The organism is Streptomyces sp. cf386 (genome assembly GCF_900103585.1).
Classification (GTDB): Bacteria; Actinomycetota; Actinomycetes; order Streptomycetales; family Streptomycetaceae; genus Streptomyces.
This window is the reverse complement of the sequence record NZ_FNHV01000019.1, coordinates 164,726-180,589: the sequence shown is the minus strand read 5'-3', so window position 1 is coordinate 180,589 and position 15,864 is coordinate 164,726. Positions and strand designations below refer to the sequence as shown.

The 15,864-nt window shown below is 71.6% G+C and carries 17 protein-coding genes; 8 read left to right on the top strand and 9 right to left on the bottom strand.

Going from position 1 to position 15,864, the window contains the following annotated elements; all coding sequences use genetic code 11:
* The coding region (locus tag BLU79_RS37395; RefSeq protein ID WP_143052550.1) for a maltotransferase domain-containing protein at positions 1-928 on the bottom strand (928 nt) is incomplete at its 3' end.
* A gap of 69 nt (positions 929-997) precedes the next feature.
* Positions 998-1,300, bottom strand: a complete 303-nt coding sequence (locus tag BLU79_RS37390; protein ID WP_093910445.1) for a DUF5133 domain-containing protein — start codon at positions 1,298-1,300, stop codon at positions 998-1,000.
* Between the two features lie 299 nt (positions 1,301-1,599).
* Here BLU79_RS37390 and BLU79_RS37385 point away from each other — a divergent pair, with 299 nt between their 5' ends.
* Together BLU79_RS37385 and glgX are read left to right on the top strand one after the other, a co-directional pair.
* Positions 1,600-2,112 carry a pep a2 gene (locus BLU79_RS37385; RefSeq protein ID WP_093910444.1) on the top strand — a complete coding sequence of 171 codons (513 nt, stop codon included), beginning with the start codon at positions 1,600-1,602 and terminating at the stop codon, positions 2,110-2,112.
* A gap of 35 nt (positions 2,113-2,147) precedes the next feature.
* Entirely contained in the window at positions 2,148-4,265 is a 2,118-nt protein-coding gene (gene glgX / locus BLU79_RS37380) for a glycogen debranching protein GlgX (protein ID WP_177001330.1), read from the top strand.
* A gap of 8 nt (positions 4,266-4,273) precedes the next feature.
* Here glgX and BLU79_RS37375 read toward each other — a convergent pair whose 3' ends face one another.
* Positions 4,274-5,074, bottom strand: coding sequence for a VOC family protein (locus BLU79_RS37375; protein ID WP_093910442.1), 801 nt, complete (start codon positions 5,072-5,074; stop codon positions 4,274-4,276).
* 170 nt (positions 5,075-5,244) lie between these two features.
* On the opposite strand from BLU79_RS37375, the gene BLU79_RS37370 reads away from it, so the two are divergent.
* A complete protein-coding gene (locus BLU79_RS37370) occupies positions 5,245-5,583 on the top strand; it encodes an ANTAR domain-containing protein (RefSeq protein WP_093910441.1) in 339 nt (112 codons plus the stop codon).
* A gap of 32 nt (positions 5,584-5,615) precedes the next feature.
* Here the strand turns inward: BLU79_RS37370 and BLU79_RS37365 are convergent, their stop codons facing one another.
* Positions 5,616-6,425, bottom strand: a complete 810-nt coding sequence (locus BLU79_RS37365) for a SigB/SigF/SigG family RNA polymerase sigma factor (protein WP_093910440.1) — start codon at positions 6,423-6,425, stop codon at positions 5,616-5,618.
* Between the two features lie 235 nt (positions 6,426-6,660).
* Here BLU79_RS37365 and BLU79_RS37360 point away from each other — a divergent pair, with 235 nt between their 5' ends.
* From BLU79_RS37360 to BLU79_RS37345, 4 genes are all read left to right on the top strand, one after another.
* Positions 6,661-7,116 (top strand): MarR family winged helix-turn-helix transcriptional regulator, encoded by a 456-nt coding sequence (locus tag BLU79_RS37360; protein WP_093910439.1) that lies wholly within the window; start codon positions 6,661-6,663, stop codon positions 7,114-7,116.
* Positions 7,113-7,961 (top strand): ABC transporter ATP-binding protein, encoded by an 849-nt coding sequence (locus tag BLU79_RS37355; RefSeq protein WP_093910438.1) that lies wholly within the window; start codon positions 7,113-7,115, stop codon positions 7,959-7,961. Before BLU79_RS37360 ends, BLU79_RS37355 begins: the two co-directional genes overlap by 4 nt.
* The gene (locus BLU79_RS37350; protein WP_093910437.1) at positions 7,921-8,781 is read left to right on the top strand and encodes an ABC transporter permease; all 861 of its coding nucleotides are present in this window, start codon (positions 7,921-7,923) and stop codon (positions 8,779-8,781) included. The genes BLU79_RS37355 and BLU79_RS37350 overlap by 41 nt, the downstream gene beginning before the upstream one ends.
* Positions 8,782-8,983: 202 nt before the next feature.
* Complete coding sequence (locus BLU79_RS37345) at positions 8,984-9,505, top strand: hypothetical protein (RefSeq protein ID WP_093910436.1); 522 nt, start codon at positions 8,984-8,986, stop codon at positions 9,503-9,505.
* A 35-nt stretch (positions 9,506-9,540) separates the two neighbouring features.
* On the opposite strand, the gene hemC is transcribed toward BLU79_RS37345, so the two are convergent.
* Positions 9,541-10,476: a hydroxymethylbilane synthase gene (gene hemC, locus BLU79_RS37340; protein WP_093910463.1), complete on the bottom strand. Its 936-nt coding sequence runs from the start codon at positions 10,474-10,476 to the stop codon at positions 9,541-9,543.
* Between the two features lie 17 nt (positions 10,477-10,493).
* On the bottom strand, positions 10,494-11,705 hold the full coding sequence (locus BLU79_RS37335) for an MFS transporter (protein ID WP_093910435.1): 1,212 nt from the start codon (positions 11,703-11,705) through the stop codon (positions 10,494-10,496).
* Positions 11,706-11,830: 125 nt separating this feature from the next.
* On the opposite strand from BLU79_RS37335, the gene BLU79_RS37330 reads away from it, so the two are divergent.
* Entirely contained in the window at positions 11,831-12,838 is a 1,008-nt protein-coding gene (locus tag BLU79_RS37330; RefSeq protein ID WP_093910434.1) for an ArsR/SmtB family transcription factor, read from the top strand.
* On the opposite strand, the gene BLU79_RS37325 is transcribed toward BLU79_RS37330, so the two are convergent.
* The 3 genes from BLU79_RS37325 to ligD form a co-directional block, all read right to left on the bottom strand.
* Entirely contained in the window at positions 12,819-13,844 is a 1,026-nt protein-coding gene (locus BLU79_RS37325; RefSeq protein WP_093910433.1) for a questin oxidase family protein, read from the bottom strand. The two genes, BLU79_RS37330 and BLU79_RS37325, sit on opposite strands and share 20 nt — an antisense overlap.
* A 101-nt stretch (positions 13,845-13,945) precedes the next feature.
* A complete protein-coding gene (locus tag BLU79_RS37320; protein ID WP_093910432.1) occupies positions 13,946-14,722 on the bottom strand; it encodes an NPP1 family protein in 777 nt (258 codons plus the stop codon).
* 142 nt (positions 14,723-14,864) lie between these two features.
* A complete protein-coding gene (gene ligD / locus BLU79_RS37315) occupies positions 14,865-15,845 on the bottom strand; it encodes a non-homologous end-joining DNA ligase (RefSeq protein WP_093910431.1) in 981 nt (326 codons plus the stop codon).
* Positions 15,846-15,864 lie beyond the last annotated feature (19 nt).

The window sequence follows — 15,864 nt, the reverse complement described above, 5'->3', positions numbered from 1 at the left end:
GGTCGCGGGCGCGGGCCACGAAGTCGTCGAAGTCCTCCAGGGTGCCCAGGTCCGGGTGGATGGCGTCGTGGCCGCCCTCGGGGGAGCCGATGGCCCAGGGGACGCCGACGTCGTCGGGGCCGGCGGAGAGGGTGTTGTCGGGGCCCTTGCGGAAGGTGGTGCCGATGGGGTGGATGGGCGGGAGGTAGACGACGTCGAAGCCCATCGCGGCGATCGCGGGCAGGCGGCGGGCGGCGGTGGTGAAGGTGCCGTGCGGCTGCTGGGGGGTGCCTTCGGAGCGGGGGAAGAACTCGTACCAGGAGCCGAAAAGGGCCCGTTCGCGTTCGACCAGCAGGGGCAGCGGGTCCGACGCGGTGACCAGGTCCCGCAGCGGATACCGCCCCAACACCGCATCCACGTTGGCCGCGAACGCCGCCTCCAGCCGCGACACGGGCGGCAGCGAGTCGTCCCGGAGCGCCTCGGCCGCGGCCAGCACGGTCGCCCGCCCCGCCTCGTCGGGCACTCCGGCCGCCGCGCGCTCGTACAGCTCGCCGCCCTCCTCCAGGACCAGCCCGACGTCGATCCCCGCCGGAACCTTGATGCGAGCGGTGTGCAGCCAGGTGGCCACCGGATCGCCCCAGGCCTCCACATGGAACGTCCAGTTGCCCACCGCGGGCGGCGTCACCTTGGCACCCCAGCGGTCGGAACCCGGGGCCAGTTCGTGCATCGGCGTCCACGGGCCGGGACGGCCGTCGGGGTCGGTCAGGACGACATTGGCGGCGACGGCGTCATGGCCCTCGCGGAACACGGTGGCGGTGACCTCGAAGGTCTCTCCCGCGACCGCCTTCGCCGGATGTCTGCCGCACTCCACGGCCGGCTGTACGTCCCGTACCGGGATACGGCCGATCGTCCCGGTCCCGCGACCGGTCCTCGTCTTGGTCCTGCCCATGGTTCACCTCCACCGTGCTCGAGGCCGGGCACGAGGCCCGGCCGGGGTCCGATCTGTGCCGGAAGGCCGCTACCTCCCCGCGAGGAACCGCCACCGCCGTGTTCTCGTCGGCCCCCGCCGCGCGGAGACCCGCACGCGGGGCCGTTCGTCCTGCTCCCCGAGGTAGGCCGCCAGAGTGCAGCGCAGATAGCGTTCGGCCGCGTCCGCGGCCTCCCGTGCGCAGCGCTTCCCCATCAGCACGCACAGGGTGTAGCCGGCGTCCTCGAATGTGACGCGCACCGCATGGTCGGCCGGGGCCGCGAGCATGGCGCGCTCCCAGGCCCGGTATCGCCGCAGTTGCCGGGCGACTTCGGCTTTGGCCGGTAGCAGCATGGCGCCGTTCACCTTCCGTGCTGCTCGATGACGCGTCTCCCGACCGTCGGGCGGAACCCGCGCGCGTACACGCACGGGCTCCGTTGCGGGCATCGAGGTCTTCACACATGGTGCATGGTCGATGACTCAGCGTCCTGTTGGAGCTTCAACTACATCGGATGTCCGCTCCTGTTGCACGAATGGCGTACTGCCCTCACCCTGAAGTGACTCAGAAGCGATCGGCGCTCACGCTCCGTGCTCGGGGCCCGTCCCGCAGGGGCGAGGAGAGCGGGAGCTTTCGTGGTGAGGAGGTAACGACGGTGAAGACCGCAGTGCCCTGCTACTACCACCTCGACGTGGAAGTCAGCCCCGAACGGGTGGGTCAGGTCAGCCGAATTATGGCCGCTCACCTCCGGTACTGGGACCTGGAGACCCTTGTCGAGCCCGTCCGCCACGGCACGGAGATGCTGTTGCGGGTGATCGACGAGCACGCGAGGGACAAGAACACCTCGATCGAGATGTGGTGGAACGGCCAGCACCTCATCACCGCCATCGGCGACAATGACCGCGCCCTGCGCCCGGACCACGAGCTGCGCGCCTGCCTGCAGCACCTCGCCGCGATGAGCGACGGCTGGGGCTGTTGCGCCACCGAGACCGGCAGCAAGGTCATCTGGTTCTCGCAGCGCGCCCGCGCCGGCGAACGAGTCCCGCTTGTCCCGGCGGCGCCCGCGCCCAGCCTGCGAGAGGCGCGCGGGGTGCCCCGCGAGGTGCCCGTCACCGCCTTGGTCGAAGCGACGGGCGCCCGGGACGGCGCCCTGGAGGAGGCCCGGTGACCCAGAGACGACGCCGCAAAGACGTGTGCAAAGGGGTGCCCGCCTGGAGCGGGCACCCCTATCCGCTGGGCGCCGCCTTCGACGGACAGGGCACCAACTTCGCGCTGTTCAGCGAGGTCGCCGACCGCGTCGAGCTCGTCCTGGTCGACGACAAGGACCGGCACACCCCGATTCCGCTCACCGAGGTCGACGGCTTCGTCTGGCACGGCTATCTGCCCGGGATCGGCCCGGGACAGCGCTACGGCTACCGGGTCCACGGCCCGTGGGCCCCGGACGTCGGCCACCGGTGCAATCCGGCGAAGCTGCTGCTCGACCCGTACAGCCGGGCGGTGGACGGGCGGGTGGACAACCACGCCTCCCTCTTCGAGCGCACGCCGGGAGCCCCGTCCGCGGCGGACAGCGCCGGGCACACGATGCTGGGGGTGGTGACCGAGCCGCACTTCGACTGGGGCGACGACCGTCCGCCGCGCCGGCCGTACGCCGACACCGTCATCTACGAGACGCACGTACGCGGTCTCACCCGCACCCACCCCGACGTCCCGCCGGACCTGCGCGGCACCTACGCAGGCCTCGCGCACCCCGCGATCGTCGAGCACCTGACGTCCCTCGGCGTGACCGCCGTCGAGCTGATGCCGGTGCACCAGTACGTCCAGGACGGCGTACTGCTCGACCGGGGCCTGTCCAACTACTGGGGCTACAACACGATCGGCTTCTTCGCACCGCACAACGCGTACGCCGCCCACGGCACCCGCGGTGAACAGGTCGACGAGTTCAAGGCGATGGTGAAGGCGCTGCACGCGGCCGGCCTCGAAGTGATCCTGGACGTCGTCTACAACCACACCGCCGAGGGCAACGAGCGCGGCCCCACCCTCTCCTTCCGCGGCATCGACAACGCCTCCTACTACCGCCTGGTGGACGGCGACTGGGCGCACTACTACGACACCACCGGCACCGGCAACAGCCTGCTGATGCGCCACCCCTACGTGCTCCAGCTCATCATGGACTCGCTGCGCTACTGGGTCACCGAGATGCACGTCGACGGCTTCCGTTTCGACCTCGCGGCCACGCTGGCCCGCCAGTTCCACGAGGTGGACCGGCTCTCGGCGTTCTTCGACCTGATCCAGCAGGACCCGGTGATCAGCCGCGTCAAGCTGATCGCCGAGCCGTGGGACGTGGGGGAGGGCGGCTACCAGGTGGGCAACTTCCCACCCCTGTGGTCGGAGTGGAACGGCAAGTACCGGGACGCCGTACGGGACTTCTGGCGCGCCGAGCCCGGTTCGCTCGGCGAGTTCGCCTCCCGGCTGACCGGCTCCTCCGACCTGTACGCACACAGCCGGCGCCGCCCGCGCGCCAGCGTCAACTTCGTGACCGCGCACGACGGGTTCACCCTGCGCGACCTCGTCTCCTACAACGACAAGCACAACGAGGCCAACGGCGAGAACAACCGGGACGGCGAGAGCCACAACCGCTCCTGGAACTGCGGCGCGGAGGGCGAGACCCGGGACCCGGCGGTGCTCGGGCTGCGCGCCCGTCAGCAGCGCAACCTCATCGCCACGCTGCTGCTCTCCCAGGGCATCCCCATGCTCTGCCACGGCGACGAACTCGGCCGCACCCAGCGCGGGAACAACAACGCCTACTGCCAGGACAACGAGGTCTCCTGGATCGACTGGCGCCACACCGACGACCAGCGCGCCCTCGCGGACTTCACCCGCTACGTCATCGCCCTGCGCGCCGCCCACCCCGTCCTGCGCCGCCGCCGCTTCTTCCGGGGCGAAACCGCGACCCACCCCGAACAACCGCTGCCCGACCTGGTCTGGCTCCAGCCCGACGGCCGCGAGATGACCGACGACGACTGGAACCGCCCCGACGCCCATTCCCTCGCGGTCTTCCTCAACGGCGACGCCATAGCCGAACCCGACTGGTGCGGCCGCCCCGTGGTGGACGACTCCTTCCTGCTCCTGCTCAACAGCTACTGGGAGCCGGTCGAGTTCCAACTCCCTGACCTCACCTACGGTGAACGCTGGACCACCTTGATCGACACAGCCGAACCCCAGGGCCCCCCGGACGAGTCGGAACACAAGGCAGTCACGGCCCTCCTGATCGAACGCCGCAGCCTGGTGCTCCTGTCGAGACCGTCGCGTGCAACGCCCTGAAGGGGGCGCTACCGTTCGCGATGCGAAGTCACCGTGAACTGCGCCCCGTCCGGATCCCGCAGCACAGCCTCGTCACTGCCCTTGGACAGCACACTTCCTCCGTGCAACTCCGCGGCCCGCGTACACCCCTCCACATCGGCCACCGCGAAGTGAACCTGCCAGTGCGGCCGGATCGTCGGATCAGGCGCGGCCTCCAGCGCCCCCGATTCGATGCGCGCCACCACATCGCCCCCACTGCGCAGCACGACCTCCCCGCCCTCGTAACGCACCTCGCAGCAGCCGGGCCGGTCCGTCGCCCAGTCGAGGACCTCGCCGTAGAACATCGCGGCGTCGAAGGCATCACGGGTGTGCAGCCGGATGAACGTCGGTGCGGCCCGGCGCCACGTCTCCCAGTGGGAGATGAGTTCCCCCTCCCAGATGCCGAACGTCGCCCCGTCCCGGTCGGCCAGCAGCGCCGCCCGCCCGGGCGGCAGGGACAGCGGCCCGACGGCCGTGGTGCCGCCGCGCTCCTGCACCCGCGCCACCGCCTCGTCCGCGCTGGGCACGGCGAAGTACGGCGTCCAGGCCACGGCCATCTGCCACATCGAGGCCACCGCGGCGATCCCCGCCACCGGCACGCTCTGCGCCAGCGCCACCCGGAACCGGTCGCCCAGCTTGGCCGGCCGCCAGCGCCAGCCCAGCACGGCCGAGTAGAACTCCTGGGTGGCCTCGAGATCGCGGCTGGTCAGGCTCACCCAGCAGGGCGCACCGAACACGGAGTGGGTGGACACGACCTCGGCCGTGCCCCGGGGGTTTCGCGCATTGTTCATGTCAGTCGCGTCCTGGTCTCGCCCGGCCGGCGGGCCACCGGTCCTTTCCCAGTGTCCGGCCGGAACCGTTCCGGGGCCTGTCGAGTACCCCCGGCGGGGTGCCGAAACGACCGAGGACCAGCCCCTTGGCCTCACTGGCACGCGCCCGGCAAAGCGGCGAGGATGGAGGCGTGGCACCGACACCGAACGAGCCCGTCGACAAGAGCGAGACCGACCGGATCCTCGAGCTGGAGGAGGAGGTCGGCCAGCTCAAGGAGGCGGTCGTCTCGCACGCCGTCGTGGACCAGGCGATCGGCATGGTCGTCGCGCTCGGGCGAGTGGCGCCGGACCAGGGCTGGGCGGTGCTGAAGGACGTCTCCCAGCACACGAACATCAAGCTCCGCCATGTCGCGGAACTGATCCTCATCTGGGGCCGCGACGGGAGGATGCCGCCCGAGATCCGCGTCGAACTCGAAGAGGCCCTGGAACGCTACGGCCCGACGCAGATTCCGGGATCGCCACACGACTGACCGGTCTTGCCGACCTGATCGGCGGGCCTCTTTCAGCGGGCCTCGGCGACCAGTTCCTCGCGGGCTGCCAGTTCCTCGCGCAGGTGATCGAAGCAGCCGCTCAACAGCCGCGACACATGCATCTGAGAGATGCCGAGCTGCTGCGCGATCCGGCTCTGGGTCATCCCGCCGAAGAACCGGAGGTAGAGGATGGTCCGCTCCCGCTCCGGCAGCCGCTGCAGACACGGCTTGACGGCCACGCGGTCGACGACCACGTCGTACGCCGGATCCGGACCGCCGATCGCGTCCCCCAGCGCGTAACCCTCGGTGCCGGGCATCTCGGCCTCCAGCGACAGCGCGGAGAAGCACTCCAGGGCCTCCATCCCGGTGCGCACCTCGCTCTCGCTCAGATGCGCGTGGGCGGCTATCTCGGGGATGGTGGGCGCGCGGCCCGGGATGCTCTGCGACAGCTCCTTCGCGGAACTCCGGACCCGATTGCGCAGATCCTGGACCCGACGCGGCACATGCAGTGTCCACATGTGGTCGCGGAAGTGCCGCTTGATCTCGCCGGTGATGGTGGGCACGGCGTACGCCTCGAAGGCGTGGCCGCGTGCCGGATCGTAGTGGTCGACGGCCTTCACCAGCCCGAGGGCGGCCACCTGGTACAGGTCCTCGAGGGACTCGCCGCGGCCCTTGAACCGGACGGCGATCCGCTCGGCCATGGGCAACCAGGCCCGGACCAGATCGTCCCTGAGCGCCTTGCGCTCCGGCCCTTCGGCCAGTGCGATGAGCCGGTCGAACGCTTCCGCCGTGTCGGGGGCGTCGTCGTGCGGATGCTGCTTCGTTCTGGTGGTGGCACTCATGAGTGCGCACCTCCCTCAGCAGGTGCTGACTGGACAGACACCATGGGAGGTGCGGACGCGCCTACGGACCTCTCGGAGACACCCAGGGACCTGGCGGGCCGGCTCCCACGGACGTGCCTCCTGTCCGAAGCACATAAGGGACAATTCCCGTAGAAATAGTACCCGAAACACTTTGCCGTTCCTTGGGTCCTCCACCTCTGCTCATTACCTCTGCTACAGAGGTAATCTCGACAGCATGGCGGACGAGTCCTTCCCGGAGGAACTGGCCGACGCGCTCGTCGGGGTCCAACGGCTGATCCGGCGCAGGCTGCGGCGGGAGATGCCCGACCCGCGGCTGCGCAGCGCCGAGGTGGAGCTGCTCCGGCTGGTCGCCGAGCGGCCCGGCATCGGGATCTCGGACGCGGCCAAGGAGTTGTACCTGGCGGGCAACTCGGTCTCGACGCTGGTCAACCAGCTGGCCCGGCAGGGCTATCTGGTCCGTGAGACCGACCCGGCCGACCGGCGCGCCGCCCGACTGCTGCCCACTCCCGCGGCCGAGGCCCGGCTGAGCGAGTGGCGCAGGCGGCGCGCCGACCTCGTACGAAACCGGCTGGCCCGCCTCGACGAGACGGACCGGGAGACGCTGCTCGCGGCGGTCCCGGCGCTGCGCAGACTGGCCGACACACTGCGTGAGGAGGGCGAGCGCCCATGACACCAGACGTCGCCGAGGCCGTGGCCTGCACCGGGCTCGCCTACGCCTTCGGTGAGACCAACGCGGTGGACGGACTCGATCTGACGGTGCGCGAGGGCGAGGTCTTCGGGCTGCTCGGTCCCAACGGCGCCGGGAAGACCACGGCGATCCGCTGCATGACCACCCTCCTTCCGGTCCCCGCCGGCATGGTCCGCGTCTTCGGGCACGACGCCGCAGGCGACCGCATGGCCGTACGGCGCCTGCTCGGCTACGTCCCGCAGCAGCTGTCCGCCGACGCGAGCCTCACCGGCCGGGAGAACGTCGCCCTGTTCGCCCGCGTCTTCGACGTGCCCCGCCGCGAACGCTCCGCACGGGTCGGCCAGGCGCTGGCCGCCGTAGGCCTCACCGACGCCGCCGACCGGCTGGCCGGCACCTACTCCGGCGGCATGGTCCGCCGGCTCGAACTGGCCCAGGCCCTGGTCAGCGCGCCCCGGCTGCTGATCCTCGACGAACCCACCATCGGCCTCGACCCGATCGCCCGCACCGGGGTGTGGGAGCACATCGGCGCCGTCCGCGCCGCCACCGGCATGACGGTCCTGGTCACCACCCACTACATGGACGAGGCCGACCAGTACTGCGACCGGATCGGCCTGATGCACCGCGGCCGCATCCGGGCCCTCGGCACCCCGGCCGAGCTCAGGGAGGGGCTCGGCGCGCGCAGGCGTGCCGCCGGCGGGGCCGACACCGACCCGCTGCCCACGCTGGAGGACGTCTTCCGCGACGTCGGGGGCAGCGGACTCGACGAGAGTTCAGGAGACTTCCGCGATGTCCGAAGCACCCGCCGCACCGCCCGCCGCGTCGGCTGACCGGGCCGAACCCGTCGGCATCGACCTGCTGCTCTCGCCGCCCGAACCCCGCGCGGGCTGGCGGCTGCTGCCCGCCCGTGTCGCGGCCATGTGCGCCGTCGAGCTGCAGAAGCTGCGGCACGACCGCACCGAGCTGTACACCCGCGCGGTCCAGCCCGCCCTCTGGCTGCTGATCTTCGGCCAGACCTTCACCCGGCTCCGGGCGATCCCCACCGACGGCGTCCCCTACATCGACTATCTGGCGCCCGGCATCATCGCCCAGTCCGCGATGTTCATCGCCATCTTCTACGGCATCCAGATCATCTGGGAGCGCGACGCCGGCGTCCTCAACAAGCTCCTCGTCACCCCGACCCCGCGGTCGGCCCTGATCACCGGCAAGGCGTTCGCGGCCGGGGTGAAGTCCCTGGTCCAGGCGGTCGTCGTGATCCTCATCGCCGCGGTGCTGGGCGTTGCGCTGACCTGGAACCCGCTCAAGCTGCTCGGCGTCGCCGCGGTCGTCGTCCTCGGATCGGCGTTCTTCTCCTGCCTGTCGATCACCATCGCCGGCATCGTCCTCAACCGTGACCGGCTGATGGGCTTCGGGCAGGCCATCACGATGCCGCTGTTCTTCGGCTCCAACGCCCTGTACCCGCTGTCCGTGATGCCGGGCTGGCTCCAGGCGGTCAGCAAGGCCAACCCGCTCAGCTACCAGGTCGACGCCCTGCGCGGCCTCCTCCTCGGCACCCCCGCGCACCTCGCGCTCGACTTCGCCGTCCTGCTGGTGGCCGCCGTGCTCGGCATCACCGCGGCCTCCTCGCTGCTGGGCCGACTGGCCCGCTGATCCCGGCCCGCCGATCTTGGTGCGGAACGTGATGTGCGGCACGTGGGTGAACACGGTCGCCGGGCCAGAAAGCGGATTCTTCCTGCCCACGGCTTGATCGGTGATCAAGGGGGCGAATGGGCTGGCCACAGCGCATTCTGCTCATTTGACAGTGCACTGAGCGCAAAGATAGGAAGCAGCTCTCTGGGTCGAGAGGTGGATTGTGTACGAGCCGAACGTGGTCGGGGACTGGCACGAGTACGACGAGCATGCCGGTCTGCGTGTCCGCGTCCACTGCCTGGAGTCCGCCGAGCCGCCGCGCGGGCGGGACGACGCCGCCGAGGGGCTGACGTACTTCAGGGTCCGCGTCACCGTCGAGAACCGCGGCGAGAGGCACCTCGGCATCCACCTCGAGGACGGCCAGATCGACGTGCGGATCGGCCGGGACGGGGAGGCCGCGTTCATCGACTGGCGCAACTCGCAGTTCATCGAGGGCTTCGACGTCTACCCGCTGCGCCGGGCCACCGCCGTGCTCTACGCCGCCGGCCCCGAGGCGAGCCTGAGCCAGGTCGATGTGCAGATCCAGCTGCGCGTCGAGGAGGAGTGGGCCGACCGTCGGCTGTGGACCGGCGGCCTCGGCCTCCAGGAGGGTTCCGTCGGCGCCCACGCCGCCACCCTGCGGGACGGCCTCGCGCTCCAGGTGAGCAACTTCCTGCGCGACCAGGCCGAAGAGGGCACCGCCTGACGCGCGAGCGCCGACCCGCCGGATGACACAGGTTCTCAGTGCGGGATGCCGTCGATCATCTCGCGGGCGCCCTGCCGCAGCAGGGCGACGGCGACCGACGTACCGAGCGTGGCGGGGTCCAGGCGGCCGGCCCGCTCGTGGGCGTTCAGCCGTGTCTTGCCGTCCGGGGTGAACACACAGGCGCGCAGCGACAGCTCGCCGCCGCGGTCCACGCGCGCGTACCCGGCGATCGGGCTGTTGCAGTGCCCCTGCAGGACGTGCAGGAACATGCGCTCGGCCGTGGCCTCCCGATAGGTGTCCGGGTCACCGAGGCCGCTGACCGCGTCGATGAGCTCCGTGTCGCCCTCCCGGCACTGCAGCGCGAGGATGCCCGCACCGATCGGCGGCATCATCACCTCGGGGGAGAGGACCTCGCTGATCACGTCGGTGCGGCCGATGCGTTCGAGGCCGGCCAGCGCGAGCAGCAGCGCGTCCGCCTCACCGGCGGCAAGCTTCTCCAGCCGCCGGTTGGCGTTGCCGCGGAACGGCACGCACTCCAGGTGCGGGTGGGTGGCGGCCAGCTGGGCGACCCGGCGCACCGAGGAGGTGCCGATCCGGGTCCCGGCCGGCAGCTCGTCCAGCGTGAGCCCACCGGGGTGGATGAGGGCGTCCCGGATGTCGTCCCGCTTCAGGAACGCGGCGAACGTCGTCCCCGCGGGCAGCGGACGGTCGGCGGGGACGTCCTTGACGCAGTGCACGGCGAGATCGGCCTCGCCCGCCAGCAGAGCGGCGTCGACCTCCTTGGTGAACGCGCCCTTGCCCTCGACCTTGGACAGATCGCCCATCCACTTGTCACCGGTCGTCTTCACGGGCACGACCTCGGTGCGCACACCCGGGTGCAGGACCGCCAACTCGGCGCGGACACGCTCCACTTGGGCGAGTGCCATCGGCGAGTCGCGGGAGACGATACGGATCAGTTCAGGGACGGACATGCGGACACGATAGACCGTCACCGCCCCGCGTCCGCACGGTAGTGCCCCATTCGCGCCCGCCCCTTGCCGCCCGCGCGCCGCAGCGGAAGGCCGAGCACCGCGAGCGCCCCCACCGTCAGCAGCCCTCCGACCAGGAACGTGCCACGCACCCCGGCCGAGGGCAGCAGCGCACCGCCGAGCAGCGCACCGGCGGCGATGCCCAGGTTGTAGGCGGCGGAGTTGGCGGCGAGCGCGGTCTCGGTGCGGCCCGGCGCCACCTGGAGCACCCGGCTCTGTGTCGCCATGAAGGCGGATGCCACCGAGGCACCCAGCAGCATGATCAGCACGACGCTCGCCACCGGGACGTGACCGGTCGCCCAGAGGCCGAGGAGCGCCACCGCCTGGGCTGCCACCGGCACGGCCAGCGTGGCCCGTGGGTAGCGCTCGAGGAGCGGCCCGGCCACCATGACCCCGGCGAGCGCCGCCCCGCCGAAGGCGAACAGCACCGCGCTCACCGCGTCCTCGCCGAGTCCGCTCACCTCGTCGAGGAAGGCGACGACGTAGGTGAAGGCGGCGAAGGCACCGGTCACCGACAGGGCGGTCACGGTCAGCACCACGCGGAACCCGCGCCGGTCGGGAGCCGCGCCGTACGCGGAGTGGCCGTCCTCCGGGCGGGACGACGGCAGCAGCACACCGATGGTCACGAGCGAGACGAGCGCCAGCACGCCGAGCAGCGCGAACGGCGTCCGCCAGCCGGTGTGCCCGCCCAGCCAGGTCCCGGCCGGAACCCCGGCCACCGTGGCCAGGGAACCGCCGACCGACAGCAGACCGATGACCCGCCCCCGCCGCTCCGGAGGGAACAGACCGACCGCGACCGGCCCCATCACCGCCCAGAACACCGCCTGCGTCAGCGCCGTCGCCACCCGCGCCGCCAGCAGCACCCCGTAGGACATCCCGCCGAGCGCCGACACCCAACTCGCCACGGCGAGCAGCCCCAGCAGCCCCGCCAGCAGATACCGGCGAGGCACGGACCGCGTGGCATGGGCAAGGGGCAGCGACACGACGGCCACGGTCAGGCCGTACCCGGTGACCAGGGCGCCCACGGCCGCCAGTGACACTCCCAGGTCGTCCGCCATGAGCCCGAGCAGGCCGACCGGCAGGTTCTCGGTGGTGTTGAAGGTGAACGCCGCCAGCATCAGCGCCGCGACGACGGCGGCACGCCGCCAGGGAGCCGGACCTACGCTGCCCATCCAACCGCCTTTCCGACAGGGGGAGTCGGGGCAAGCGTGCGGGGGTGCGGCGGACGCCTCTACTCTTTCGATCCAGGACGAATCATTCGCGGAAGAATCCTTGGGGCTCACGACGGGGGGACGTCATGCCGCTCGCCCTGCACCTCGGCACCGACGACCTCACGCGCTGCCGGTTCGCGATCTCCCCGCTGTGCCAGACCCACGAGGCACTGCGCATGCTGCGCCGACCTTCCCGGCACGGCTACCACCAAGGCTGGCTGCGTCGGGTACGCCGTACGGTGGCCGGCCTCGACCTGTCACCGCTGTGGCTGTTCGTCCCACCCCCGGGCGGCTACACCCCCGACTTCCTCGGCCCGCCCCCGCAGGAGCCGTACCCCTCCTTCGACGACGAGCTGGCCCGCCTGCGTGCCACCGACCCTGCCCTGGCGCACGCCGAGATGACCCGTTCCCTGGCCTGCACCCCGGGTCTCGCCGAGTCACCGCAGGGGCGTGCCGCGCTCGACGACCCCGCCGCCACCGTGCGGCGCCTGGCCGACCTCACCGAACGGGCCTGGCACGCCCTGCTCGCCCCGGACTGGCCGCGTCACCGTGCCGTCCTGGAGGCCGACATCGCGCACCGCTCGCGCGAGGCGGCGGACGGCGGCCTCGACGCGCTGCTCACCGGGCTGCATCCGGCCGTCGACTGGGTCGACCACACCCTCACCCTGCGCAGGTACGGCGACGTGCCGGACGCCCAACGACCGGACGGCAGAGGTGTGTTGCTCATGCCGAGCGTGTTCGTGTGGCCGGACGTGGTGAGCGGCTTCGCGCGGCCCTGGCAGCCCACGGTCATTTACCCCGCGCGGGGCATGGGCCGCCTCCATACCGCTCCCGCGCCGCGTCCGCCGCAGGCGCTCGCCCGGCTGCTCGGCCACCAGCGCGCGGCCGTCCTCGCCGGACTCACCACGCCGTCCTCGACGACGGACCTGGCCCGCCGCCACGGCCTGGCCCCCTCGACGGTGTCCGCCCACCTGTCGGTCCTGCGGGAGGCGGGCCTGCTGGTGTCCCGGCGGCAGGGCCACTACGTGCTGTACGGGCGAACGGCTCTGGGCGACGCCTTGTCCGACGGGGACGTCAGACCAGAGGCCGGCTGATCTCGACCGCCCGCAGCGCGGCCGCGAGGGCGAGGTCGTCACCGATGTCCAGGGCCGTGTCGGTGAGCTTGATGACGTGCTCGTCGCCGTGGGCGAGGGCCTTCTCCAGGACCTCCTCGGCCGTCAGTCGCGCCGGCGGTACATAGGCGACCGGTTCGACCGGCCCGTACATCGCCGTCACGGCGGCGGAGGCCGTCCAGGCCGCGTGCAGGCTCGGCACCCATTGGTCGCGGGGCAGTGAATCCAGGGTGCGCAACACGGCGTTGGGTGCCGTCGCCGCGTGCACGAGCATGGTCGGCTCGCCGTGGCCGTGGGTGGCGTAGCGGTGGGTCGCGGCCCGGACGAGCTCGGCGAGGCGGTCCTTCGCGGTGTCCGGGTCGGTCACGTCGCCGGCCCAGACGGGCAGCCGGCGTACGGCGGCCAGACGGGTGCGGAATCCCACGTGCCCGGGATCGATCGCCGGTACGGCGTCCAGGGCCTCCGTGGCGGTCGGCGCGCCCGGCAGCGCGGCGACGCCGGCGACGGGCTGGTGGCGCGCCGCCCAATAGCCCAGCGCGTGCGCGAGTTCGGTCAGCCGGGGCCCGTTCTCGCCCGCCTGGAGGGCGCGTACGGCGTGGCCGACCCGGATGACGGTGTGCGTGGCGCCGCCGTACATCCCGGGCAGCAGACGCGGCCACCACTCGGCGAGAACGCTCCTCCAGGGACGGTCGGCGAGAGCGCGGGAGTAGTGGTCGGTCCAGTCGGTGATGCGGCGCGGATCGCCCAGCGCCGAGGCCCAGTTGGCGTCGGTGACGGGGGCGACGCGGTCGGGGAAGTCCTCCAGCCTGTCGCGGTAGAGGTCCAGCCAGTGGTGGACGGCCCCCGCCCGACCGTGCGCGGCGAGGGCTTCGACGACCATGGGGGCGTGGTTGGACAGCCAGCCGTCTCGTTCCGGGCCGGATGCGTGGAGGCGTTCCAGGGCTTCTTCGAGGTGCCCGCTCGTGGTGTTCGTCAAGCTCATGTCCATGAACGGGACGCTATGCGGCCTGCCGGTGGGAGGGGATCGGGCGCGGGACGGAAGCCGGACGTGCCCGGGTCCTAGGTCCCGCGCCCGATCGCCCTACCGACTCAGGCGTTGGGGTCGAACGCGATCCCCGAGGGCTTCGCCGACGCCAGGTGATTCGCGAAGTTGGCGTCCTTCAGACCGAAGTTGGCGCTGCCGAAGTTGTAGGCGACCAGCTTGTCGCGCACGCCCGACGGGTAGCCGTTCCAGCCGACCAGCGGTGGGTACTGCCAGGTGCCCTTGTGGTTCTCCGGCGGCTCGTCGTTGGAGCCCGCGAGCCGGAAGCAGTGCGTGCTGACGCCGTCCTTGTGGTACACGATCTTCGCGTGCGTGCCGTCGAAGCGCACCGAGGACGCGGGGCTGATCGTGAACGAGCCGTGGTTGGACGTCGAGACGTACTGCACCGCGTTGTTCTGCACCCACACCACGACGTGCTCCCAGTCGTGCCGGTGCCCGCCGATGCTGCTGTTCGCTATCGCCTGGTCCTTCTCGAAATACAGGCCGTACATGTAGGCGCACCAGCCGTTGTTGCACTTGTAGCGCGAGTACCCGTTGGTGTTGTCCAGGTCCGAGGCGTCACGGCAGTCGCCGCTGAGCGAACCGGTCGGGTTCAGGCCGCCGTTGACGGTTCCGTCGGGGCCGATGGCGGGCGTGGAGTAGCAGCCGTCCGTGTCGTAGTCGTAGGCGGGCTGGTACGTCTGCTCGGCCGCCTCGGCGTTGGCGGGCAGCGCCGCGGGCGGGGCCGCGAAGGCGGTGCTGGGGAAGGCGATGACGAGCGCGGCGGCACCGGCCAGACCGGTGATCCAGCGCTTTCGGTGCATGCGGGACGACTGTGACGACACTGCGTCCTCCTCCTGATTTCGGGCGCAGCCAACGGCTGTGGGGGGAAAGGCAGTTCAGGATCCTGGCTTTTCACTTCCGTGCCAAGAGCCACGGACGTACCAGCGGTAACGATCAGCGCAACTCTTGGCGTGAAGCGGTGAATCAGGCGCCGTCGTCCGGGATATCGGCCGCCGACTCCTCCGGTGTCAGGTCGGGCCTCAGTCGCAGCCAGGACGGCTGGCGCAGCAGCCCGGACCGGGTGCGGACGCTGTAGCGGACCTCGCCGACCAGCCGGGGCCGCACCCAGTGCGCGCCCGACACACGCGGAACGGGGTCAAAGGGGCAGGTGTCCGTCTCGGACGCCCGCAGCAGCTCGGCCAGTTGTGTCCGCTCGGCCTCGCTCCAGCCGGTGCCCACATTGCCGACGTACCGCAGCCGTCCCGCCGCGCGCTGCCCGACCAGCACCGAGCCCGGGAGGCCGGTGAGCCGTCCCTTGCCGGGCAGCCAGCCCCCGACGACGACATCCTCGGTGCGCATGTTGCGGATCTTGATCCAGGCGCGGGAGCGCACCCCGGGCTCGTACACCGAGTCCAGCCGCTTGCACACCAGCCCCTCCAGCCCGTGGTCGCGCGTCGCTTGCAGGGCCTCGGCGCCGTGTCCGACCAGCGCGGCCGGCGTCGACCAGTACGGCCCGGAGAGGCGCAGAGCCTCCAGCCGTCCACGGCGTCGGCTGTAGGGCACCGGGACGACGGAGCGGCCGGCCAGGTGCAGCACGTCGAACAGCACCAGATGGACGGGCGTCTGCGCCGCCATCCGCGCGGCCCGGGCGGGCGAGTGCGCAAGGCCCATACGGGACTGCAGCAACTGGAAGTCGGCGCGGCCCTGTTCGTCCAGCGCCAGGATCTCCCCGTCCAGGACGGCGGGCGTGGTGCCCAGCGCCCGCCCCAGCGGCCGCAGTTCGGGATAGGCGGCCGTGATGTCCTCGCCGGAGCGGGCGCGCAGCAGCAGGCCGCCGTCCCCGTCCAGGTAGACGACCGCACGCTGGCCGTCCTGCTTGGTCTCGTACGCCCAGCGGGCGTCCTGGGCCGCGGGCGGCAGGGTGCCGGGCGTGGCGAGCATGGGAGGGATCAGCGGCAGGCTCACGGGTCAGTTGTCGACGGCC